A 21,729-nucleotide genomic window follows, 5' to 3' on the forward strand; every position below is an offset into this window, starting at 1 on the left:
TGTTCTCGAGCATTTTTCCTGCGCTATTTCTGATCAGCTACCTACTGTGATTGGTATGATTGAACGTTAAGCGACGTTTGAAAAGAAAATACGCTCAGGTTTACTTAGTTGATAACCCTGAAACAGGTCGAACCCCATCTCAAGTGCCGCGTGATATTCGTCGTCTGTTTCAATCTTTTCTGCCAGCAGTTTAAAGTCAAAACGCTTTCGGTATTTGCAGACAAACTGGGAAATCTGATTCAGGGTCTGTGCCCGGAAGTCGATTTTTACGTAATCGGCTAAACGAAGGAAAGGGAGCCAGTCAGAAGACGGAATAAAATCATCAAAGGCGATTTGGTAGCCGCGTGTTTTCAGATGTTCCAACGCAGTGTATAGAGAAGCATCAGCGATGCAGTCTTCCAACACTTCAACGACAAGATCTTCAACCGGATAGTTAAACGTTTTACCCTGAGTCAGACTTTCGTAACAGAAGTTAACAAAGCAGGGGAGACCATCGGACACTTGTTTGGCACTCTTATTAGCTTCAGAAAAGAGATCATTAAGTACGCTTGCGGTAGCTATTTCTGACTCCACACAAGGAAAAGCGTCATGACAGCCTTCCCGAAACAACAACTCGTATGCCACGACCGTTTGCTCTGAGTTATAGATAGCCTGTCGTGCAATGTTCGAACGCATAAAATGCCAAGAATTCCTTGAAGAGAACTACAAAAGAAAGTTTACACCATGTCTCATATATGAGAGTACTAATAAAGACTGATATTTCGCGAAGAAAATTAATTGACGAGCTAATGCTTTTCTCATCTTGACGATGTAACTATAAGTAAATAATTTTAATGGAAAATTTAGAATGCACGTGTTTGCAGTGCGCAGCCTTCTTCGGTACAGACCAAAACTGAGCCCTGAGTGTACCAATCTCCAAGAACAATTCGTTGAGCAGGATCAGTATCGAGTTGAATGTCGTGAATATCCGGACGGTGGGTATGACCGTGAATAAGCTGCTTCACTCCGCTTTCTTTCATCACACGTTGTACCTCAGATTGATCCACATCCATGATGTCTTCAGACTTTTCCTGATTGCTCTTAGTACTGCCAGCTCTGATCTTTTCACCGATGCGACGTCTTACTGACAGTGGTAATCTGAAAAAAAGCCACTGAATGAAAGGGTTGTGCACTTTCTTGCGGTAGCGTTGGTAAGCTTCATCCTGAATGCATAGCGTATCGCCATGCATGATCAATGTCGGTTTGCCGAACAGATCGATCACTTTGTGTTCGGGGAGTAAAGTCATGCCGGATGCTCTGGCAAACCGTTTACCGACCAGAAAATCGCGGTTTCCGTGAATGAAGTAAATCGGTACCCCTGTATCGCTGAGCGCTTTGAATGCGTCAGCAACTTCAATTTGAAGCGGGGTGCCATCGTCATCGCCAATCCAAGACTCGAACAAGTCACCCAGCACGTAAAGTGCGCTTGCTTCCGGCGCCTCCTCGTTGAGGAAACGGAGAAAGCACTGGGTAATTTCAGGATGGGAAGGACTGAGATGGAGGTCAGCTATAAATAATACGGTCATAGGTAATATAAGGGCAGCAAGTCCTTGCTGCCCCTCAGTGCCTTATTCTTCGATAGTCACGCTTTCGATCAGCACTTCTTCTACAGGCACGTCCTGGTGAACGTAGCCCCAGTTACCCGTCGCAACGTCTTTGATCTTGTTAACCACGTCCATACCTTCAACCACTTCACCGAATACACAGTAACCCCAACCGTCTGGCGTTTCAGATTTGAAATCCAGGAAGGTGTTGTCATTGACGTTAATGAAGAACTGGGAGCTCGCTGAGTGCGGTTCCATAGTACGTGCCATTGCAATGGTACCTACTTTGTTGCTCAGACCATTGTTAGCTTCGTTTTTGATTGATGCGCGGGTTTCTTTCTCTTGCATGCCAGTAGCCACGCCGCCGCCCTGAATCATGAAACCGTCAATGACGCGGTGGAACAGGGTGTCGTTGTAAAAACCGTCGCGGCAGTATTGCAGGAAGTTCTCTGCAGTTGCCGGCGCTTTTTCGCTGTTCAGTTGGATTTTGATATCACCAAAGTTGGTATGAAGCGTAACCATGATTTGTTCCTATAAATTAGCGTTTAGCTTTGAACGCTTGATTCTATCTTAGTGGTCGTGACATTCAACTGCTCACATCAGAAAAATCAGCTCTATGACTCAGCATAGCGCCTGCATACTTTAATTGTGCGCGCACCTCTGTTCATCCTTGCCTAAACTCGGCGGAAAAGGTGTAATATGCCACTCCTCTTATCATTTAATATTTGTAATGGGTAACCCGACTACCATGTTGAAGATCTACAACTCCCTCACCAAGCAAAAAGAAGAATTCAAACCTATTTATCCTGGCAAGGTTGGCATGTATGTGTGTGGGGTTACCATTTACGATTTGTGCCACATCGGCCATGGACGCACCTTCGTTTCATTCGATGTTGTTTCTCGATATCTGCGTTTTCTGGGTTATGACCTGAAGTTCGTTCGTAACATCACAGATATCGACGACAAGATCATCAAGCGCGCCGCCGAAAACGGCGAGAGCTGTGACTCACTGACCGAGCGTTTGATCGGTGAAATGTATGCTGACTTTGACGCACTGAACATGAAGCGTCCGGACGTTGAGCCTCGCGCAACCCAATTTATTGCAGAAATCATTGCGCTGGTGGAGCGTTTGATTGCGCGTGGCTTCGCTTATGTTGCTTCTAACGGCGACGTGCTGTTCGAAGTGGCGAAGTTTGACGAATACGGCAAGCTGTCACGTCAGGATCTTGACCAGCTTCAGGCGGGTGCACGTGTTGATGTGGAAGAAGCGAAGAAAAGCCCACTGGATTTTGTTCTGTGGAAAATGTCTAAGCCGGGTGAACCAACATGGGAATCTCCTTGGGGCCCAGGCCGTCCGGGCTGGCACATTGAATGTTCTGCAATGAACTCTGCGATTCTGGGTAATCACTTTGACATCCATGGTGGTGGTTCAGATTTGACCTTCCCACACCACGAAAATGAAATCGCACAATCTTGCTGTGCACATGACACCCAGTATGTGAATACCTGGATGCACAGCGGCATGGTGATGGTAGACCGCGAGAAGATGTCGAAGTCACTGGGTAACTTCTTCACCATCCGTGATGTGCTGGCACACTACGATGCTGAAACTGTTCGCTACTTCCTGATGTCTGGTCACTACCGCAGCCAACTGAACTACAGTGAAGAGAACCTGAAACAAGCGCGTGCGTCGATGGAGCGTCTATACACGTCACTTCGCGGCCTTGACCTTTCAGTAGCTGCAGAAGGCGGCGAAGAATTCGTTGAACGTTTCAAAGCAGCGATGGATGATGATTTCAACACGCCAGAAGCGTATTCAGTGCTGTTCGATATGGCGCGCGAAATCAACCGCCTGAAAGCGGAAGATGTCGAAGGAGCATCTAAACTGGCGGCAAGCATGCGTGAACTGGCTGAAGTGCTTGGCTTGCTGGAGCAAGACCCAGAAGCCTTCCTGCAAGGCAACGCTGGTGGCGATGATGAAGTGGCTGAAATCGAAGCCCTGATCAAAGCGCGTAACGATGCACGTGCTAGCAAAGACTGGGCGGCAGCAGATGCTGCGCGTGATGCATTGACCGCATTGGGCATCGTGCTGGAAGACGGCGCAGTCGGTACCACTTGGCGTCGTAAATAAACAATATTGAATTGAACAGAAACGGAGCCGAGGGCTCCGTTTTTTTACTTTCCTTTTCTCTTCTGCACAGTCTTTATCACAATACGCATCTTCAAATTGATTGTATGAATGCGTCTAAATCCAACCATTCATCAATTTCGCGTCGATACGAGCGCTTTTTCATTGAGTTTGTTTTCATAATCTCACTTATGGGAGCCCATTTTTACTGGCTTTGAGCGATTCTTGCTGTGATGTTCAGGCGCTTGTCGTAATTATTTTCTAATCGTTGTAGGCGCGATTACGTGCAGTTGTTTTGATGGAACTCAAGCGGCTGTAAAGCCGCAGGGATGGATTGAAATGAAAAAAACGATGATAACAGCGTCAATAATTGGCGCGGCAGTGGGCTTTAACACTTACGCGTACACGGTTTATTCCAGTGATGAGTCAGCGCTTGATATTGGTGGTCGTATTGAGCCTAGATTTAATGTATCCGATGCAAATGAGGTTAAGGCGGGTGATAGTTCTTTTAAAGATATCAGCCGTGCACGCCTTCACTTCGCTGGTGAAACTCAGGTAAATGATAACGTGAGTGTTTTTGGTTTTTATGAAGGTGAAATGGCATCTGGCACTTCACAGATTGATGACCGATACATGTTCGCAGGGTTTGACACCAACTTTGGTGCATTTTCCTATGGTAAGCAGGATTCTGCGCAGGTCATACTGACTAATGTCACCGATATTATGGACACGTTTGGAGGCAGTGCAGCGGATCTTATCGATGCAAACCAAGACAAAAGGGAAAATAACTTTGTATACGAGTTGGAGATTCCTTTTGGGGTGACAGCGACAGTTAACTATGTCGCATCGGATGCAAAAGACAATGACAGTGCAGGCATATCATTGTTTTATGATGATCCGATTGGCTTTGCGTTTGGTGCAGGTTATGTCGGAGGTAAGCAAGCTGTTCTTGGAAAGAACGTAGATGTTGATCAAATCAACTTAGCTGCCTCCTATGAGGTGGGTGGCTTTTACATAGGCGGCATATACGTTAACGGTGAAATAGATAATGTAGACGTAGATGGATTTGAGATTGCTGCTGCTTACGGTATCAATGACTTTGTTTTCCGTTATGTCTTCAATTATCGCGATACTGATAACAAAGCCAAGACGCCTGTAGATTATCGCGTGGATTACAACGCCATTGAAGGTGCTTATAACGTCACGGAGAATTTTGTCGGGTATGCTGGCTATGAGTTTAATCGTCTCGATGGTAAACAGAATGATGATCAGATGCAGGCTGGTATTCGCTACTCGTTCTGATTTCTAGATTTACAGAAGTAAAAAGCGGAGCTGATGCTCCGCTTTTTTGTAGGGCAGCTTTGCAAAAAATGGCTTCCCAAAGGTAACCAAAAAATTGATGGTGAATCATAGGGTCTGTTGATCTTTGGTGATAGCTTTTTAAGCAGTTTGTGGGGGCCAGAGGCTTCGATGTGTAGCTAGCCTACATAAGAAGTCGAGATTAAGTCCAACTGTGTCCTTGCTTCGATTTCATCTTTTATCTGTTCCTGTTGCACTTAAATCGCTGCCGCAATATTTGCAAAACGCCGCATCATTTTCGTGTCCCGGTTTTGAACAGTTAGGACATAGAACGGTTTGTCTTTTTGTGGTCATTTGTTGCCCCATTTGTGCGGTGATAATACCTGTAGGCACCGCAATGATGGAGTAGCCCATCAGCATGGTAATGGAGGCCAAAGCTTTGCCAATGTCTGTTTGCGGCACCAAATCGCCATAACCGACTGTCGTCATGGTAACAATCGCCCAGTAAATGCTGTAAGGAATGCTGGTGAAGCCATGCTCTGGGCCTTCAATCACAAACATCAACGAGCCAAATATGGTGACCAAAACCATCACCGCATAAAAGAAGATAAAGATCTTTCTGCCAGAGGATTTGAGTGCTACGAGCAAGATGTTTGACTCTTCAAGATAGCGCATCAGTTTTAGCACCCGGAATATACGCAGTACCCTGAGTAAACGAATAGCCATCAGGTAATTTGCACCGGGGAAAAGCATTGCGATATAGGTTGGAAGAATGGCGAGCAAATCGACAATACCATAGAAGCTTTTTGCATAGGCTTTCGGGGCAGGGGAGCAGTATAGGCGCAGGGCATACTCGATAGTAAAGAACAAAGTGAAGCCCCACTCAATGGAAAAGAACCAACCCCCATATTTAGCCTGCATATCACCGACAGATTCGAGCATCAATACTGCGATTGACGCCAGAATAACAATGATGAGGGTAACGTCAAAGGCCTTACCGGCCCTGGTTTCGGTACCGAAAATGGTGGTGTAAAGGGACTCCTGAACAGCATTCCTGCTCATGCTAAGCGCTCTAGGAAAGTATTTAGATATGAAAAGTTTAGCAGGAGAAGCCCGCTCGTGATATGAGCGGGCTATAAAACAAGGAATGTTTAGCTTAGCCCCGGAAATAGGGCGCGGAGCCCGTTGGCAATAAATTCAATACCAAGGGCTGCCAGAATCAAACCCATGATACGGGTGATGACGTTAATACCTGTTTGGCCTAGGAATTTCACAATGGCTGGCGCCAGTCTTAGCAAACCCCATATGCCAGCAGCAAAAATACAAATACTACCGATAAGACCAAGCGTATCCACAGAATTTGGATAGCGGCTCGCGTATACAATTGTCGAACTGATAGCACCAGGACCAGCCAAAAGTGGCATTGCCAGCGGGACGACACCAATCTGCTCACGGCTGACAGATTCAGATTGTTCCTGCTTGTTTTGCTTATCTTCACCCAACTTACCGCTCATCATGGTGAAAGCGATACTCACCAGTAGCAGACCACCAGCAACACGGAAAGAGTCGAGAGAAATACTGAAGAAATCCAGCAGTAACTGACCCGCCAATAATGAGACAACCAGAATAGCTGCCACGGCTAGACTTGCGGTATATGCAGTCTTGTTCCGTTCAACTGGGTCCTGATGCGCTGTTAGCGACACAAAGATAGGCATAATGCCTAATGGGTTCACGGCTGCAAACAAACCAATGAAAAACTGAAAAAATATTACAAGTTCAATATTGTTCATTCCCAAACACTCGAAATCTGAGAAACGTAAGGATTAGATTTGGATCGCAAAAGTGCCAATCTTGAGCGCTAGTATAACGTCGAAAGATGAAATGCCAATCGATACACGTCGAGTGAGGAAGAAATAATATCTCCAAGTCCAGAGGTCAGGTATTTGGGGCGATCCGAGCAATAAGTGTCCGAAATATAATCGATTGGGTAAGGCTGAAAACTGGTCTATACGCGGCCTTGCCAGTCTATCTATGTGATTCTGGTCACACCTTAAAATCTAAGAGGGACAACAGTAGTCAAAGAAGTTACACAAGTGTATGAGACACAGTGCGTATGTGTTACATTCTCGTAGTTTTATTGTGGATTTAGGCTTTCAAAACATCGATTATAGCGTAATTCGATTGATTATTAATCGGTTGATGAAAAACTTCGTGAAAGTTTACTACACATGATCCCGATCAATCTTCTGCCCTTCTGAAAATCTATAATCAGTTTTGAAAGTTATTTACTAAATGCTTGCCAAGGCTCACTGAGGAAGTGTGACGCTTAGGCCTCCAAGTAAACGAGCATGTAGTTACTAAATAATTTTCAAACTTTAGGTATGTAGGAGACAACTATGCCTGTAACTAACGTAGCCGAACTCAACGCAATGGTTGAGCGTGTAAAGAAAGCGCAGAAAGAGTTTGCAACTTACTCTCAAGAGCAAGTAGACAAAATCTTCCGTGCTGCGTCTTTGGCTGCTAACAACGCCCGTATTCCTCTGGCTCAACAAGCCGTTGCAGAATCTGGCATGGGTATTGTCGAAGACAAAGTCATCAAAAACCACTTCGCTTCTGAATTTATCTACAACAAATACAAAGATGAAAAAACCTGCGGCATTTTGGAAGAAAACGACGAGTTCGGTACTTTCACTATCGCTGAGCCAGTAGGTATCATCTGTGGTATCGTTCCAACTACCAACCCGACTTCTACCGCTATCTTCAAATCTCTGATTTCTCTGAAGACCCGTAACGGTATTATCTTCTCGCCACACCCACGTGCGAAAAACTCGACTAATGATGCAGCTAAACTGGTTCTGGACGCAGCAGTCGCAGCAGGCGCACCAAAAGACATCATCGGCTGGATTGACCAGCCTTCAGTAGAACTGTCAAACGCACTGATGAAGCACGACGACATCAACCTGATCCTGGCAACAGGTGGTCCAGGTATGGTTAAAGCAGCTTACTCTTCTGGTAAACCAGCAATCGGTGTGGGCGCAGGTAACGTTCCAGTTGTTATCGATGAAACGGCCGATGTTAAGCGTGCTGTTGCATCTATCCTGATGTCTAAGACTTTCGATAATGGCGTAGTGTGTGCTTCTGAGCAGGCTGCAATCGTTGTTGACGCAGTATATGACGAAGTGAAAGAGCGTTTTGCTTCTCACAAAGGCTATGTCCTGAGCAAAGATGAAGCCGAAAAAGTTCGTAAAGTTCTGCTGATTGATGGCGCTCTGAACGCGAAAATCGTAGGTCAGCCAGCAGCAGCAATCGCTGAAATGGCAGGCGTAACCGTTCCTGCTGACACCAAAGTGCTGGTTGGTGAAGGCCTGGGTAAAGTGTCTATCGATGATGCATTTGCTCACGAGAAACTGTCTCCAACACTGGGTCTGTTCCGCGCAACGGATTTTGAAGACGCAGTAGCACAAGCGGTCACCATGGTTGAAATCGGTGGTATCGGCCACACCTCTGGTCTGTACACTAACCAAGACGTGAACCAAGATCGCATCAAATACTTCGGCGATAAGCTGAAAACTGCACGTATTCTTGTGAATATCCCAACCACTCACGGTGGTATCGGTGACCTGTACAACTTCAACGTTGCACCATCACTGACTCTAGGCTGTGGTTCTTGGGGCGGTAACTCAATCTCTGAGAACGTTGGACCTAAGCACCTCATCAACAAGAAAACTGTAGCGAAGCGAGCTGAAAACATGCTGTGGCACAAACTACCTAAATCTATCTACTTCCGTCGTGGCAGCCTGCCAATCGCACTGGGTGATCTGGAAGGTAAGAAACGTGCAATGGTTGTTACCGACCGCTTCCTGTTCAACAACGGTTACTCTGATGAAGTGGTAGCGCTGTTGAAAGCACAAGGCATGGAAGTACAGACCTTCTTCGAAGTAGAAGCTGACCCAACGCTGACTGTGGTAGAAAAAGGTGCAGCAGCAATGCAAAGCTTCCAGCCAGACGTGATTATCGCGCTGGGCGGCGGTTCACCGATGGATGCAGCGAAAATCATGTGGGTAATGTACGAGCACCCAGAAACGCACTTCGAAGAACTGGCAATGCGCTTTATGGACATTCGTAAACGTATCTACAAGTTCCCGAAAATGGGTAAAAAGGCTGAGCTTGTATGTATCACTACCACTTCAGGTACAGGTTCAGAAGTGACACCATTCGCGGTTGTAACTGACGACAAGACTGGTGCGAAATACCCGCTGGCTGACTACGAACTGACGCCTCAAATGGCAATCGTAGATGCGAACCTGGTGATGAACATGCCTAAGTCTCTGACAGCATTCGGTGGTTACGATGCAGTCACTCACGCATTGGAAGCTTACGTATCTGTTCTGGCGAACGAATATTCTGATGGTCAAGCTCTACAAGCACTGAAGATGCTGAAAGAATACCTGCCATCAAGCTATGCGAACGGTGCACAAGACCCAATCGCACGTGAGAAAGTTCACAACGCAGCGACTATCGCAGGTATCGCATTTGCTAACGCATTCTTGGGTGTATGTCACTCAATGGCGCACAAAATCGGTGCTGAGTTCCACCTGCCACACGGTCTGGCGAACGCACTGCTGATTTCTAACGTGGTACGCTACAACGCGAATGACAACCCAACTAAGCAAACAGCATTCTCTCAGTACGACCGCCCACAAGCACGTCGCCGTTATGCTGAAGTTGCTGACCACCTGGGTCTGTCACAAGCGGGTGACCGTACTTCTCAGAAAATCGAGCGCCTGCTGGGCTGGTTGGACGAGCTGAAAGCGAACCTGGACATCCCAATGTCTATTCAGGAAGCTGGCGTTAAAGAAGCTGACTTCCTGGCGAAACTGAATGAGCTGGCAGTTGAAGCGTTTGATGACCAGTGTACTGGTGCAAACCCACGCTACCCACTGATCACTGAGCTGAAAGAAGTACTTCTGGCTTCTTACTACGGTAAAGCATTTGTTGAAGGCGAAACGGTAGAAGGCACTTCAGTTATCAAGAAGCGCGTAGATCAAGAAGCAGCGGTAAAGCCTGCCCCTAAAGCGAAAAAAGAAGCAGCGAAAGCATAACCTTCTGATTGAAACATAAAGAGAAAGCCCGCATAAGCGGGCTTTTTTATTGGCAGTGGCAATACCCTTTTGAGGTGAAAACGCCCTGACGATGGGACCTATCCAATCGCCTGATGTGTTATCACTTCAATTTAACAGGGCATAGAAGCGGCTACGGCAAACCTCACCGGCCGTTTAACTCGCAGCTTCTAAGATACGGCCGGTGAAACTGTCGTTTTCTACGATGTAAGCGGCGCCATCAATCATGTCGTAGTTCACTGCAGGGTGATAACGAACGTTACCTTCATCACTATGACGCATTCTTGGCAAAACGCCGCCTACCCGAATATTGGCATGTTCCAGTTCTTGCGCCCAACTGCGGGTCAGCCCTTTAATTACAGCATTAGAACTGTCAAAGGTTGGCGTACTATTATTAGGAGTCAGAACACCGGGAATATTCACAATCACACCCTTACGTCCTTTGTTCAGCATATTGAATGCTGCTCCCCGTCCAAACAGGTACAGATTCGAAGCTACATCAGCGAGAGTGTCTTTCACGACATCATTAGCAGCTTCCTGACTGGCGAGCAGATTTGGAAGCGACCCACCTTGCCAGTAGTTGATAAGTACATCCACAGCCCCCATCTCGCGATTTACTTCCTCAAACAGGTAAGAAATATTCTCAACATTGCGGTTTGCAAGTAAGAAGGAAAAGCAAATGCCCCCGACTTTCATACAAGATTCATACGTTGACTGAAGTTGATTCGAGTTGGTATCTACGAGAGCAACGCGGGCATTCAGTCTACAAAAATGTTCAGCCATAGCGCGACCTGTTGGAGTCCCAGCAGCTGTAATCACAATGACGGATTTAGCAATATCCATTGTCTGACCTTTCTAATTTATTACCGACACACTTCATTGTTATACGACGATGACTAACAACTTATACCCAGCTTTTTAAGAGATGGATAACAATCTTGGACCATGATCTACGAAAGTGGTGTGAATTTGTTCAAAAAAGGTTGTGCAACCTGTGTGCAAAATTAATTTTTTAGTAAGTGATCACAGTTTGGTTTTTTTGGGCTAAAGTTCTTGAGTTGATGAGCTGGCTATGGTAATGGGTTTGATAATCGTAATTAAATCAGAAGATTACGCCCTAATATGCATTTCATTGAAACGTTTTGCGGTAACTAATTGACTATATAAATTTGCCGAATCTAGCGCGGCTGTCTTGCCATTTTCGCTATCTAATTGTCTTCGTTGATGTCCAGACAGATTATGATAAACATCTTCGCCCAAATTGTGTGTTCCAATTGCTGGAAAATGTAGTGCAGAGGGATTCACGCAATCATTAAGTTTTGCGCTTGCCAATCCCGCTTTATGAAAGGCCTCCGCTTGGGATCCACAAAGTTCATAGTCTCTTTCTTCCGCAACCAGACGGATAGGCTCAGGAAGATCAAATGTTTTTCGAAGCTGCGCTTCTGTCATCTTTTCTGGATAGGGCGGATTGAGCGGAGTGGTTTCGGTGGCATCACCGGAAAGCAGTGCCAGCATCAAGGCAAAATCAGAACGGCGTCCCTGACATACAGCATGATTGAGGTTTCCCCCTAGCTGTATATCCGAAATGAGTTGTGCTTTGTCGAGCGCGTGAATTTCCATGTTAACCTGGCATTGACTTCTTACTCCCTATGTATCGGTATTGCGACGTAATACTTTAATAAAAAGAGAAAAAATCTTATCGGTCAGCGTGGAGCAATATCGAGTTATCTTATGCACAATAAAAAGCCCACCTTACCTAAGGCGGGCTTGTTTGCGAAAATAGGAATTAAGCGTTCAGCGCTTGCTCCAAATCCGCAATGATATCGTCGATATGTTCGATGCCGACGGACAAGCGGATCATTTCTGGCGATACGCCAGCTTGCGCTTGTTCTTCCACGCTTAATTGGCGGTGGGTTGTTGAAGCTGGGTGACAAGCCAGTGATTTGGCATCACCAATATTCACCAAACGCTTGAACAGTCCCAGCGCATCGTAGAATCGGACACCTGCGTCGTACCCGTCTTTCAAGCCGAAAGAAAGAATTGCCGACGGTTTGCCGTCCATGTACTTCTGTGCCAGAGCATGATGCTCAGATTCAGGGAGACCGGCATAACTTACCCAGCTGACTTTCTCGTGACCTTTCAGGTATTCCGCCACTTTCAATGCATTTTCTACATGGCGCTCCATGCGAAGTGGCAAGGTTTCCAGACCTTGCATCAGCAAAAAGGCATTCATTGGCGACAACGCAGCACCCGTATTGCGCAGAGGTACAGTGCGGGCACGACCGATAAAAGCAGCTTCACCGAAGGCTTCGGCATACACCACACCGTGGTAAGAAGGCTCTGGCTGGTTTAGGACTGGGAATCGTTCTTTGTGTTGTGCCCAAGGGAATTTACCGGAATCAACAATCACACCGCCCAGCGTGGTGCCATGACCACCGATGTATTTGGTCAGGGAATGGACCACGATGTCCGCGCCGTGTTCAATTGGCTTGCACAGCACAGGGGTAGCGACTGTGTTATCAACGATAACCGGTACGCCTTTCTCGTGCGCAAGCTCTGCAACACGGCCTAGGTCAACGATGTTACCCGCAGGGTTACCGATACTTTCACAGTACACCGCCTTCGTGTTGTCATCGATGAGCTCTGCTAGAGATTCAGGACTGTCATCTTTGGCGAACTTCACCTCGATACCTTGCTTTGGCAACATGTGCGCGAAAAGCGTATAAGTGCCGCCGTAGAGTTGTGGCGTTGAAACGATGTTGTCTCCCGCTTCCGCCAGCGTCAGGATGGCGTAATTAATCGCTGCACTGCCCGCACTCACAACAAGAGACGCCAGTCCACCTTCCAGTGCGGCCATGCGCTGTTCCAACACATCGTTGGTAGGGTTCATGATGCGGGTGTATATGTTCCCTGGGACTTCAAGGTTAAACAGATCCGCGCCGTGTTGCGCGCTGTCAAATTCATAGGCGACGGTTTGATAAATCGGTGTGGCGACCGACTTTGTTGTTGGGTCCGTCTGATAGCCAGCGTGGATCGAGAGAGTTTCGTCTTTCATTCTGCGTCCTTGTGCTTGATTTAGTCGAAAACTCTCACTATGGCACAAACCTCACAGGTGAAATTTGCCAATGTTCAAGAATTTCAAATATCACGCAGGCGGATGTGCGCCTGTCGCATATGCAGACGATACACAATCGCCAGAGAGACACAGACTACGGCAGGTGCAGCGAAAGAAAATGCCCCCAAAACAGGGAATACAATGGCACTGGCTGTGCCGCCCAAAATAAAGCCGATAGCAATAACAATGAACAGAACCATTTTTCGTTGGTTTAACGGCTGCCCGCGTAGCGATGCACCGAACATTAACCCCAAATCAGTAATGATCCCTGTGATGTGTGTGGTACGCACGATCGCGCCACTGTAACTGGTAACCAAGCCATTCTGAATACCGCAAGCTGCGGCTGCAAAATATAAACCATATACTGCGTTCTGACTCATTGGGTAAATGGGACCGAGCAGCAGTGCCGCTTCTACAAGCAGCAGAAAGTCATAACGACGACCCAAAGCTAACGTGCTGTCTTTCAGGATCAGGCCAGAGAGCAGGGCACCCCCGAAAAATCCTACGAGAATGCAAAGCAAGTGCACCAGCTAGACTGGGTGACCGTTGATAATATCCGTACCAATCAATGTGGCTGTTCCAGACAGATGGGAGATGGCCTGGTGCTCAAAGCCGAGCAAACCAATTCCGTTAACAAAGCCGGCAGTGAGCGCAAGAATAAATGCGCCATACTCAACCCATTTGGGCAGTTTGGATATCACGCGAAAACCTTCATTGAGTTGGTTGTGGTAACCGAGCAGAAAGCCCGGAGAAAGGCAGAATTCTACCTCATCAGAAGGACGTGCATGAGGTTTAGATCAAACACACATGCACATTTTTCTACAGAGAGGGATTTCAGTTAAGCGGCGTGATAGTGACATCACCAAAGAGCTTACATTGACAGGCGAGGCGTCGTTTGTCGCCATCCATATCGAGATCATGAAGAAGATCTTGTTCTTCCTCGGTTCGTGGGCCAAGGTTATTCATGCCCGCTTCCACATCAATCAAGCAAGTGCCACATGCGGCAGAGCGACAGCCAAAGGGTACTTCACTTCTTCCGGTATCTTCCAAATCAATCAGCGAGCTGCCACTGGAAAGCTCAACACTGTTTCCGGTTTTACCGAAGGTCACTTTAGGCATGATAAGCCTCCTGAAAGCTGTGATTTCATTTATCGGTCGAGGTGCTACTAAAAGCGTAGATTCAACACTTTGATAATTCGAATTTATTGGTGTTTCTCGCGCGAACGGAAGATCGAAGCTGTGAGGTAAAGCGTAAAAAGTCAAAACCCTTAACCCTGTTGACTTGATGCCTTCATCACCAACCCAAAACCGAGATGCTATCAGCCTAGTCTGGTTCAAACGCGATTTGCGTCTGACTGACCATGCGCCATTACAGGCGGCGATAGCATCGGGCTTACCTGTCCTATTGCTTTATGTCTTTGAGCCGATATCGCTTGAGGATGAACATTACTCAGAACGCCATTGGCGGTTTGTGTGGCAATCGCTGGAGGATCTGAACCAACAACTTGCGCCTTTTGGCGGCAAAGTGCTGGTGGTACGAAGCGGATGTATTGAGGCGCTGTCATCTCTTCATACCCAGTTCAAGATTAAAACCCTCTATTCCCATGAGGAAACGGGGTTAATGAAGACATTCGCCCGGGACAAAGAGGTAGGGAAATGGTGCAAAGAACATGAGATAGACTGGCAGGAGCATCAAACCGGCGCGGTAAAACGTGGGGCAATCAGCCGTGAAGGATGGGACAAAGCGTGGGACAAAACCATGCGCGCACCTGTCGTTACGCCGAATCTTGAAGCCGCTGCGTTTATTAACAACCAACCTGCTCACATGACAGAATTTGTGCCACCAGCAACCTGGCAAAGCAAACAGCGGGGGATGCAGACAGGTGGTCCCACCTTGGCGTGGAAAACGCTACACAGTTTCTACGAGGGGCGGGGGAAGTCGTACGCGTTCAAAATCTCCAAGCCTGCAGAAAGTCGCAACCATTGTTCCCGACTCTCGCCGTATCTCGCGTGGGGAAACCTCAGTGTGCGGGAGGTCTACCAAACGTTGTTACAGCATTGGAATGTACCGGGATGGCGACGGTCATTGAGCGCGCTGTCATCACGGTTTCACTGGCACTGTCATTTCATTCAAAAATTTGAGAGTGAATGCGAGATGGAGTTTCGCCATGTTAACCGTGGCTATGAAGCGTTTCCGTACAGAAAAGATGAAGACATCACTAAGGATTTAGCGTGTTGGATGCAAGGCATGACAGGCTATCCGTTGGTGGATGCGTGCATGCGTTGCCTTCACGCGACCGGTTACATCAACTTTCGTATGCGCTCCATGCTGGTCAGTTTCCTTTGCCATCACCTCAATATTGACTGGCGATGGGGTGTAAAACACTTGGCGAGTCTCTTTTTGGACTTCGAACCCGGCATTCATTACGCCCAGTTTCAAATGCAGGCAAGCGTGACTGGCACCAATACCATTCGGATTTACAACCCGACCAAACAGGCACAAGAACACGACCCTGACGCTGCATTTATTCACCGCTGGTTGCCCGAATTGAAGAAACTCCCCCCGCCTTTAGTGTTCGAGCCTTGGCTGTTAACGCCGCTGGAACAGAAAATGTACGGCATCAGCATCGGTGAAGCAGGGGATTATCCAGAGCCTTGTATCGAACTTGATGCTGCGTCAAAAGTGGCCCGAGACAGATTATGGAGCTGGAAAAAACGTGCGGAGGTGAAAAAAGAGAGCAAGCGGATACTTGCCGTGCATGTGCGACCGGAGTGAGTTTATCGGTATCCTACAGCGTAAACCTGACAGTACTTAGCGCTGGAGCCGTGCCAAGGTTCGTCAATTAGCCCATGAATTTGAACAGTCGACTTTGCTTGATATGCAGCGATGACCATAGACAAATTGGCTTGAAATGCGGGGGTCTGTTTTACGCAGCCAATAGCCGTTTGGGTAACCAGGCGTGGCGTTGTTAATTTTAAAAACCACATCGTCTCCACCGTATTCAGAATAAGATTACACGGACGTGATAATTGAATGAGATGAGTTGTCGTAATTTTGTTTGATGGCCGATGCTGTTAAAGGGAGAAACAAAAAAGAAAAATGAGATAACGCATTAGATTTATATCCTGATTAGTAATCGACCATAATCCAAAAAGGGCGCTCTCTATCCGCCCAAGCAGCACAATCACCTGAGCCTTTTACAGTAACTGACTTGCCTTGAGAGGCTGCGGCTAGTAAAAGGGCATACATCGCTTTTCCTTGGTCATTATTCGCATCAAAAGCCCATTCGTGACCCGGACAGGATGCAGGTGGATTGGTGTGAGTTTCGACATTGAACATAATCACCCCTGCCCCGCCATTTTTCTCGTGAGCGTAGATACGAGTGATTTTACCACTACCTTCACCTGCTGTGGCGCTGAGAGGAAGTGACAAAATAGTGATAAATATAAGGCTTTTCCAGAGCACATTTAGGTTTAATGATTGAAATTTATTCATATTATTAAATAACCGAATGTTAGAATTTAATAGAATCATTCATTGAGAGATTGCATCCAGGCTATCTCTTCAACTGGTGTCTATCCCATTAGATCAATCAAAGTACGTTAACTACTTTATTTTTTATTAAAGTAGAAGGTGGAATATTCGAGGGAAGCCATCCTCACACTTATTACTTGCATCATCCGAAACTATAATTGTTATAGGTTTTCCAGATACTCTTGCGCTTAGTAATAAAGAGTAATTCTCTTTGATAAACTGGTGGTTTTGGTGAAGGATATAAAAATCATTTCTTGGGCAAATACCTGCGGTGCTTTGCATGTTTGAAGTTTTAATGAGGTGTCCATTATGGCCTTCCCAGTTAAGCACAGTAGTTAACTCACCTGTTACATGGATATTCTTAGCTGAGGTTGTTGTTGGTAAAAATAACAGGAATAATGTTAGAAATACTTTAGTCATTACTCTTCCTATATGGATTTAATTATATGGTTCCGAACTATAGACTACCTAGAGCTTGTCGACTGGACGGGTAGACAAATCCGCGATGATAAACGCGGTCACATCGACAACACCTTGCAGCCCATTCTTTCCAGACTCGGTTGTACCTCTGCCGAATGGATGATTGCTTGTACTCACATCGAGCAGGGTAGGCTGGTTGGCAGCAGCCGAGCGATTAAAGCAGCACTACCTCACCTAAACCGAAAGCGGCTATCAGGGGTTGGACTGCCTGACTGCTAACTTTCTTCCTCAACTCAAACGTTAACTACCAACAGGCTATTACCTGTTTTTGTGCTGTTTGACGTTTGCAAGTTTGGCTTGGATTGACGGGGAATCTCGTATGCGGCCATTTCTGAGCATCTTTCTGACAAATTCAACTTTATATCAATGAGCTGTTGATATAAGAGAGACTGGATTTTTCTTATGGTGTCTGTCCCGTTAACTCTAATTTCACAATGTTTCCTATTGTGAAATTTTAAATTCCACTATTTGGCACATTCTTCCTGCATATGTGTCGACGCCCTTTGTTACCAATGACACCGTTTTGTTAGAAACATACGCAGCCAACAATGCTGACATCATGCCCTTGCTTCCGGGGTCTGCTTCATTGATGTATGACCATGAGGGGTTTTTAGGACCATTATGGCAGTGCCAAGCATCAGGATTGTCTGATATCACCCGAAAATGAAAATTTGCTGGGTGAGACATAAAAATCTCTTTTATCTTGAAAGGGCCGGGTGTTTCTGCTGCAAATGTACTAAAGCTAAGCAATAGAAGGGAAATTAAGTATTTCATTGAACTGATCACTCCTTGTTCTTTTAGGGTGCCTGTTCCGTTAATTATTCTGTTTGAAATTTGCGGGTTTAGCTTGGATTTACTCGGAACCACGTCTGTAGCCACTTCTGAACGTTTTTTGGTAGTTTCAACATTATATCCTTGGGTTGTTGATATAATAATGATTGGATTTTACCAGGGTATGGTTCCCATTTTTATTCCAAGAATATCTTGTGCATTACCCCAATGGTTGCATGTGTCAGAAACATAAATGTCCACATTATTCTGCTGAGAGGTATAAGCTGTCATTGCTATTGTGACCATTTCTTTATAGTGGGGAGCAGTGCTGCTGATTGCTAATCTGCGAGTTGAAGCACATTGAGGCATTCCACTTTTATCACCACTTATATCTATCATTAATATGCTTCTGTTTTCGCTATAGTAAATCCCTGCACCAATAATTGTTCTTGCTCGAAAGTAACTGGCAGCAGAGACGCTCGAGCAAAAAAGAAATAAAATAGTAATGATCGCTATCCGTTTCATATTTAAATCCTTGATAAAAAATAAAACCATTTAAATAATGGTTAGCCATTAATTGAAATATGGGTGCTAGTAATAAAAATCTTTTCCGATGCTATCAATTTAAAAATAATTCCATTTCAGTTAATGGATTACCTAGAGCTTGTCAATTGGACGGGCGGATATATCCGCGATGATTAACGCGGTCACATCGACAATACCTTGCCGCCCATTCTTTCCAGACTCGGTTGTACCTCTGCCGAATGGCTGAGTGCTTGCAATCAAATTGAGCAGGGTAGGTTGGTCGGGAGCAGCTGAGCGATTAAAGCTGCACTACCTCACCTAAACCGACTATCAGGTTTTAGTCAGCCTGACGGCCAACTTTCTTCCTCAACTCAAACATTAGCAACCAACAGGCTATTGCCTGTTTTGGTGCCCGTTAATTGGCGCTACCTTACTTATTGATGATTAATCATATTACTGCTTTATAACTGACGCGTAGACTAAACTGCATCGCCCAGGATAAGCAGTATAAGTAGGATTATCAGTCACACCAATGTTTAAAGGCTTTGAAGCTGCATGAGCTGTAAGTAATACAGCAACCATATCTTGAAATCCAACGCCATCATTACTAGTTGTTAAATGATTCGGGTCACAGTTAAGCCCTTTTAAATCTGCTATCCCATTTGTAACCTTAATTTCAAGGTTACCTGCTTTGTGGCCAAATGATGCGACATTAGTTATAGTGACATTATCTAACATGATAGGACCTATATGTACATCTTTGGCATTAACAACATTACTTATAGCTGCAAAAATAAATAGTACTATTAACCCAAACTTATTAAATATGAACATAATAAGATCTCCATTAAACGATAGTTCTAATGTGGAAACTGGCTATGGTAATTATGTCAGAGATAAAATTAGTTTACTGAGGTTTAGAGTGCAGCCAAGTTTGAGTTGTGTTATCTAATGTGGGATAACCAGCAAAGCATCCATTCGTTCTAAATTGAATTTCCCCACCAGTTGTATATGCGCTAAGTGTTATGCTTAACCAGCGATCTATTTGTGGGTGATGAGGAGCGACATCAATTCTAGTTCCTTCGCATCCGGGTTCATTTATAAGTCGATCTGTTTGTACAAAAAAACGCCCATCCCCATAGAGCCCAGTAAAAATCACTTTTCCAGTAAGATTGTCCGATGCATGAGCATAAAAGCTACTTAAAAATACCAAAACAGGTAGCAATACTTTCTTCATTGACATGTTCCTCAAGATTATTTTTATGGTTGAACTGTTATATTGAGTGATTGAGAAAATCCACAAACGCGATCACATTGACAGCACCTTACCGCCCATTCTTTCCAGACTCGATTTTACCTATGCCGAATGGCTGAGCGCTTGCAATCAAATTGAACAGGTAGGTTGGTCGGCAGCAGCCGAGCGATTAAAGCGGCACCGCCTCGCCTAAACCGAAAGCGGCTATCAGGGTTTAGACTCCCTGACGGCTAACTTTCTTCCTCAACTCAAACACTAACAACCAACAGGCTATTGCCTGTTTTTTTGCTGTTTGAAATTTGCAGGTTTGGCTTGGATTGACGCGGAATCTCGTCTGTAGTCACTTCTGAGCACCTTTATGATAAATTTAAAATTATATCAATTAGTTATTGATATAAGAGTGACTAGATTTTTCTTATGGTGTCTGTCCCAGTAGTTAGCATAACAATGACTTACTGATAGAAGAGTTACTGCTCTCCTCTTAAAGTGTCTGTCCCGCTAACTCTGCTATTAATTAAATTAGAAATAACTGCGCCATCCACAGTAACTATATTACTTCTAAATCCTATATTTAATATATTTCTACTCTCGACAAAAAAGCATACATCTCGTGACTCTATACTTAGATCATAGTTCATATAATATATCTGATTTTTATTTCTTTTGGTTGATTCTGGGATCATTCTTTTTTCATATTGATCTTTCACTCGCCAGTCAGTTTCATATAAAAATATTTCACCTTTATGATTTAAGAGTTTTATAAATGGAGAGCTTATATTCACTACTTCGGAAGGTATTTCACAAAAGTAAGCGTCTGCACTTATCAATCCCCCTATTTCAGATGCTAGATTAAATAGATCATCTGAAGACGAAAATACAACTTTTATTTTTTCTATGGGATTTTCATTTTTTGAATTGTCCGTGTAAAAGCTCATGCTAACAATTGATATATCTTTTGGGTAACTAACACATGAGGTGCAGACTATGCACAGTAATGAAAGGAGCATATGCTTCATTGTGATAGTCCTTTAATAATGATTACAATAATCTGAGCACTCATTCACGTGGTCTTTCATAGAATTAATTGGTTCATCTGGATTCAAACCAACGGCTTCATGATTTTTCTTGCGGTGCCTGTCCCAGTAGCTTTTTAACTCTGCCGAATGGCTGAGCGCTTGCAATCAAATTGAGCAGGGTAGGTTAGTCGGCAGCAGCCGAGCGATTAAAGCAGCGCTACCTCACCGAAACCGAAAACTACTATCAGGCTTTAGACTGCCTGACGGCTAACTTTCTTCCTCAACTCACTAACAACCAACAAGCTATTGCCTGTTCTTGTGCTGTTTGAAGTATGCAGATTTGGCTTGGATTGACGCGGAATCTCGTCTGTAACCACTTCTTCGCGTCTTTCTGATAAATTCAACATTATATCAATGAGTTGCTGATATAAGAGTGATTAAGTTTTTTTACGGTGTCTGTCCAAGTAGTTTTGGGATTTTCTTAAGATATCTGTATCATCAACCATAAAGTAATTCTAACTTAACTATATATCCACAGCCATAATTGCACATGTGGATGAAGTATCCCAAGGGGCTTTTATCATGAAGTTATAATGAATAGTTACTTCCTGGCCAGAAGACTTTGCAGCTAATAAAAAAGATACAGCAGACTTATCTTCAGGGGTAAGATATAACCATACACAGTTTCCGCCTAAAGGACTTGTTGGCTTCACCGTAATATGCTGACGAACTGCACTTGTTGGGTGATCTGCTGTGTGAGTTCTAACTATATCCAGTGTGGATGTAATAGTCTCAGCATTTACGCATGTGCTAGCAATCAGCAATGGAAACATTAACATTGGCTTCAGTCTTTTCATTGTATTTTCCTTGTTCATAATAAAAAACTCCGATTATAAAGTTAA

General features: G+C 45.1%; 22 protein-coding genes and 1 pseudogene. 5 read left to right on the forward strand and 18 right to left on the reverse strand.

From position 1 onward, the window contains the following. Nucleotides 1-66 precede the first annotated feature (66 nt). From VP504_RS16965 to VP504_RS16975, 3 genes are all read right to left on the reverse strand, one after another. Complete coding sequence (locus VP504_RS16965; protein WP_325892203.1) at nt 67-675, reverse strand: EAL and HDOD domain-containing protein; 609 nt, start codon at nt 673-675, stop codon at nt 67-69. A gap of 167 nt (nt 676-842) precedes the next feature. Further along, complete coding sequence (gene lpxH / locus VP504_RS16970; protein WP_325892204.1) at nt 843-1,565, reverse strand: UDP-2,3-diacylglucosamine diphosphatase; 723 nt, start codon at nt 1,563-1,565, stop codon at nt 843-845. A gap of 42 nt (nt 1,566-1,607) precedes the next feature. Then, on the reverse strand, nt 1,608-2,105 hold the full coding sequence (locus tag VP504_RS16975; RefSeq protein ID WP_325892205.1) for a peptidylprolyl isomerase: 498 nt from the start codon (nt 2,103-2,105) through the stop codon (nt 1,608-1,610). Between the two features lie 226 nt (nt 2,106-2,331). On the opposite strand from VP504_RS16975, the gene cysS reads away from it, so the two are divergent. Both cysS and VP504_RS16985 read left to right on the forward strand, forming a co-directional pair. After that, nucleotides 2,332-3,714, forward strand: a complete 1,383-nt coding sequence (gene cysS, locus VP504_RS16980) for a cysteine--tRNA ligase (RefSeq protein WP_325892206.1) — start codon at nt 2,332-2,334, stop codon at nt 3,712-3,714. A gap of 336 nt (nt 3,715-4,050) precedes the next feature. Next, nucleotides 4,051-5,013 carry a porin gene (locus tag VP504_RS16985; RefSeq protein WP_062705050.1) on the forward strand — a complete coding sequence of 321 codons (963 nt, stop codon included), beginning with the start codon at nt 4,051-4,053 and terminating at the stop codon, nt 5,011-5,013. Between the two features lie 228 nt (nt 5,014-5,241). Here VP504_RS16985 and VP504_RS16990 read toward each other — a convergent pair whose 3' ends face one another. Continuing rightward, the gene (locus VP504_RS16990; RefSeq protein WP_325892207.1) at nt 5,242-6,072 is read right to left on the reverse strand and encodes an ion transporter; all 831 of its coding nucleotides are present in this window, start codon (nt 6,070-6,072) and stop codon (nt 5,242-5,244) included. An 89-nt stretch (nt 6,073-6,161) separates the two neighbouring features. Then, on the reverse strand, nt 6,162-6,800 hold the full coding sequence (locus VP504_RS16995; protein ID WP_325892208.1) for a YchE family NAAT transporter: 639 nt from the start codon (nt 6,798-6,800) through the stop codon (nt 6,162-6,164). A 606-nt stretch (nt 6,801-7,406) separates the two neighbouring features. On the opposite strand from VP504_RS16995, the gene adhE reads away from it, so the two are divergent. Further along, on the forward strand, nt 7,407-10,112 hold the full coding sequence (gene adhE, locus VP504_RS17000; protein ID WP_062705055.1) for a bifunctional acetaldehyde-CoA/alcohol dehydrogenase: 2,706 nt from the start codon (nt 7,407-7,409) through the stop codon (nt 10,110-10,112). A gap of 174 nt (nt 10,113-10,286) precedes the next feature. On the opposite strand, the gene VP504_RS17005 is transcribed toward adhE, so the two are convergent. From VP504_RS17005 to VP504_RS17025, 5 genes and pseudogenes are all read right to left on the reverse strand, one after another. After that, entirely contained in the window at nt 10,287-10,973 is a 687-nt protein-coding gene (locus VP504_RS17005) for an SDR family NAD(P)-dependent oxidoreductase (protein WP_062705057.1), read from the reverse strand. 267 nt (nt 10,974-11,240) lie between these two features. After that, nucleotides 11,241-11,750 (reverse strand): VC2046/SO_2500 family protein, encoded by a 510-nt coding sequence (locus VP504_RS17010; protein WP_325892209.1) that lies wholly within the window; start codon nt 11,748-11,750, stop codon nt 11,241-11,243. Nucleotides 11,751-11,916: 166 nt separating this feature from the next. Beyond that, nucleotides 11,917-13,185: an O-acetylhomoserine aminocarboxypropyltransferase/cysteine synthase family protein gene (locus VP504_RS17015; RefSeq protein WP_325892210.1), complete on the reverse strand. Its 1,269-nt coding sequence runs from the start codon at nt 13,183-13,185 to the stop codon at nt 11,917-11,919. 83 nt (nt 13,186-13,268) lie between these two features. Then, nucleotides 13,269-13,946, reverse strand: a pseudogene (locus VP504_RS17020) (YoaK family protein). A 133-nt stretch (nt 13,947-14,079) separates the two neighbouring features. Next, on the reverse strand, nt 14,080-14,364 hold the full coding sequence (locus tag VP504_RS17025) for a 2Fe-2S iron-sulfur cluster-binding protein (RefSeq protein WP_062705064.1): 285 nt from the start codon (nt 14,362-14,364) through the stop codon (nt 14,080-14,082). A gap of 166 nt (nt 14,365-14,530) precedes the next feature. Between VP504_RS17025 and VP504_RS17030 the strand changes: the two genes are divergently transcribed. Beyond that, a complete protein-coding gene (locus tag VP504_RS17030; protein WP_325892211.1) occupies nt 14,531-16,021 on the forward strand; it encodes a deoxyribodipyrimidine photo-lyase in 1,491 nt (496 codons plus the stop codon). Nucleotides 16,022-16,375: 354 nt separating this feature from the next. Here VP504_RS17030 and VP504_RS17035 read toward each other — a convergent pair whose 3' ends face one another. Beyond that, nucleotides 16,376-16,741: a hypothetical protein gene (locus tag VP504_RS17035; protein ID WP_325892212.1), complete on the reverse strand. Its 366-nt coding sequence runs from the start codon at nt 16,739-16,741 to the stop codon at nt 16,376-16,378. A 126-nt stretch (nt 16,742-16,867) separates the two neighbouring features. Next, nucleotides 16,868-17,200: a hypothetical protein gene (locus tag VP504_RS17040; protein ID WP_325892213.1), complete on the reverse strand. Its 333-nt coding sequence runs from the start codon at nt 17,198-17,200 to the stop codon at nt 16,868-16,870. 12 nt (nt 17,201-17,212) lie between these two features. Here VP504_RS17040 and VP504_RS17045 point away from each other — a divergent pair, with 12 nt between their 5' ends. After that, nucleotides 17,213-17,479 (forward strand): hypothetical protein, encoded by a 267-nt coding sequence (locus tag VP504_RS17045; protein ID WP_325892214.1) that lies wholly within the window; start codon nt 17,213-17,215, stop codon nt 17,477-17,479. Between the two features lie 222 nt (nt 17,480-17,701). On the opposite strand, the gene VP504_RS17050 is transcribed toward VP504_RS17045, so the two are convergent. From VP504_RS17050 to VP504_RS17075, 6 genes are all read right to left on the reverse strand, one after another. Next, nucleotides 17,702-18,034 carry a hypothetical protein gene (locus VP504_RS17050; protein ID WP_325892215.1) on the reverse strand — a complete coding sequence of 111 codons (333 nt, stop codon included), beginning with the start codon at nt 18,032-18,034 and terminating at the stop codon, nt 17,702-17,704. A gap of 171 nt (nt 18,035-18,205) precedes the next feature. Continuing rightward, nucleotides 18,206-18,556: a hypothetical protein gene (locus VP504_RS17055; RefSeq protein WP_325892217.1), complete on the reverse strand. Its 351-nt coding sequence runs from the start codon at nt 18,554-18,556 to the stop codon at nt 18,206-18,208. Between the two features lie 453 nt (nt 18,557-19,009). Next, entirely contained in the window at nt 19,010-19,390 is a 381-nt protein-coding gene (locus VP504_RS17060; RefSeq protein ID WP_325892218.1) for a hypothetical protein, read from the reverse strand. Nucleotides 19,391-19,463: 73 nt separating this feature from the next. After that, entirely contained in the window at nt 19,464-19,793 is a 330-nt protein-coding gene (locus VP504_RS17065) for a hypothetical protein (protein WP_325892219.1), read from the reverse strand. Between the two features lie 485 nt (nt 19,794-20,278). Further along, nucleotides 20,279-20,827, reverse strand: coding sequence for a hypothetical protein (locus VP504_RS17070; RefSeq protein ID WP_325892220.1), 549 nt, complete (start codon nt 20,825-20,827; stop codon nt 20,279-20,281). Nucleotides 20,828-21,351: 524 nt separating this feature from the next. Further along, on the reverse strand, nt 21,352-21,684 hold the full coding sequence (locus VP504_RS17075) for a hypothetical protein (protein WP_325892221.1): 333 nt from the start codon (nt 21,682-21,684) through the stop codon (nt 21,352-21,354). Nucleotides 21,685-21,729 lie beyond the last annotated feature (45 nt).

This window comes from Grimontia sp. NTOU-MAR1 (assembly GCF_035758505.1).
Classification (GTDB): domain Bacteria; phylum Pseudomonadota; class Gammaproteobacteria; order Enterobacterales; family Vibrionaceae; genus Enterovibrio; species Enterovibrio marinus.

Excerpts from the sequence above, each read along its gene's own strand:
- VP504_RS16965 (WP_325892203.1), bottom strand. The coding sequence starts at position 675 with ATGCGTTCGAACATTGCACGACAGGCTATCTATAACTCAGAGCAAACG.
- lpxH (WP_325892204.1), bottom strand. The coding sequence starts at position 1,565 with ATGACCGTATTATTTATAGCTGACCTCCATCTCAGTCCTTCCCATCCT.
- VP504_RS16975 (WP_325892205.1), bottom strand. The coding sequence starts at position 2,105 with ATGGTTACGCTTCATACCAACTTTGGTGATATCAAAATCCAACTGAAC.
- cysS (WP_325892206.1), top strand. The coding sequence starts at position 2,332 with ATGTTGAAGATCTACAACTCCCTCACCAAGCAAAAAGAAGAATTCAAA.
- VP504_RS16985 (WP_062705050.1), top strand. The coding sequence starts at position 4,051 with ATGAAAAAAACGATGATAACAGCGTCAATAATTGGCGCGGCAGTGGGC.
- VP504_RS16990 (WP_325892207.1), bottom strand. The coding sequence starts at position 6,072 with ATGAGCAGGAATGCTGTTCAGGAGTCCCTTTACACCACCATTTTCGGT.
- VP504_RS16995 (WP_325892208.1), bottom strand. The coding sequence starts at position 6,800 with ATGAACAATATTGAACTTGTAATATTTTTTCAGTTTTTCATTGGTTTG.
- adhE (WP_062705055.1), top strand. The coding sequence starts at position 7,407 with ATGCCTGTAACTAACGTAGCCGAACTCAACGCAATGGTTGAGCGTGTA.
- VP504_RS17005 (WP_062705057.1), bottom strand. The coding sequence starts at position 10,973 with ATGGATATTGCTAAATCCGTCATTGTGATTACAGCTGCTGGGACTCCA.
- VP504_RS17010 (WP_325892209.1), bottom strand. The coding sequence starts at position 11,750 with ATGGAAATTCACGCGCTCGACAAAGCACAACTCATTTCGGATATACAG.
- VP504_RS17015 (WP_325892210.1), bottom strand. The coding sequence starts at position 13,185 with ATGAAAGACGAAACTCTCTCGATCCACGCTGGCTATCAGACGGACCCA.
- VP504_RS17025 (WP_062705064.1), bottom strand. The coding sequence starts at position 14,364 with ATGCCTAAAGTGACCTTCGGTAAAACCGGAAACAGTGTTGAGCTTTCC.
- VP504_RS17030 (WP_325892211.1), top strand. The coding sequence starts at position 14,531 with ATGCCTTCATCACCAACCCAAAACCGAGATGCTATCAGCCTAGTCTGG.
- VP504_RS17035 (WP_325892212.1), bottom strand. The coding sequence starts at position 16,741 with ATGAATAAATTTCAATCATTAAACCTAAATGTGCTCTGGAAAAGCCTT.
- VP504_RS17040 (WP_325892213.1), bottom strand. The coding sequence starts at position 17,200 with ATGACTAAAGTATTTCTAACATTATTCCTGTTATTTTTACCAACAACA.
- VP504_RS17045 (WP_325892214.1), top strand. The coding sequence starts at position 17,213 with ATGGATTTAATTATATGGTTCCGAACTATAGACTACCTAGAGCTTGTC.
- VP504_RS17050 (WP_325892215.1), bottom strand. The coding sequence starts at position 18,034 with ATGAAATACTTAATTTCCCTTCTATTGCTTAGCTTTAGTACATTTGCA.
- VP504_RS17055 (WP_325892217.1), bottom strand. The coding sequence starts at position 18,556 with ATGAAACGGATAGCGATCATTACTATTTTATTTCTTTTTTGCTCGAGC.
- VP504_RS17060 (WP_325892218.1), bottom strand. The coding sequence starts at position 19,390 with ATGTTCATATTTAATAAGTTTGGGTTAATAGTACTATTTATTTTTGCA.
- VP504_RS17065 (WP_325892219.1), bottom strand. The coding sequence starts at position 19,793 with ATGAAGAAAGTATTGCTACCTGTTTTGGTATTTTTAAGTAGCTTTTAT.
- VP504_RS17070 (WP_325892220.1), bottom strand. The coding sequence starts at position 20,827 with ATGAAGCATATGCTCCTTTCATTACTGTGCATAGTCTGCACCTCATGT.
- VP504_RS17075 (WP_325892221.1), bottom strand. The coding sequence starts at position 21,684 with ATGAAAAGACTGAAGCCAATGTTAATGTTTCCATTGCTGATTGCTAGC.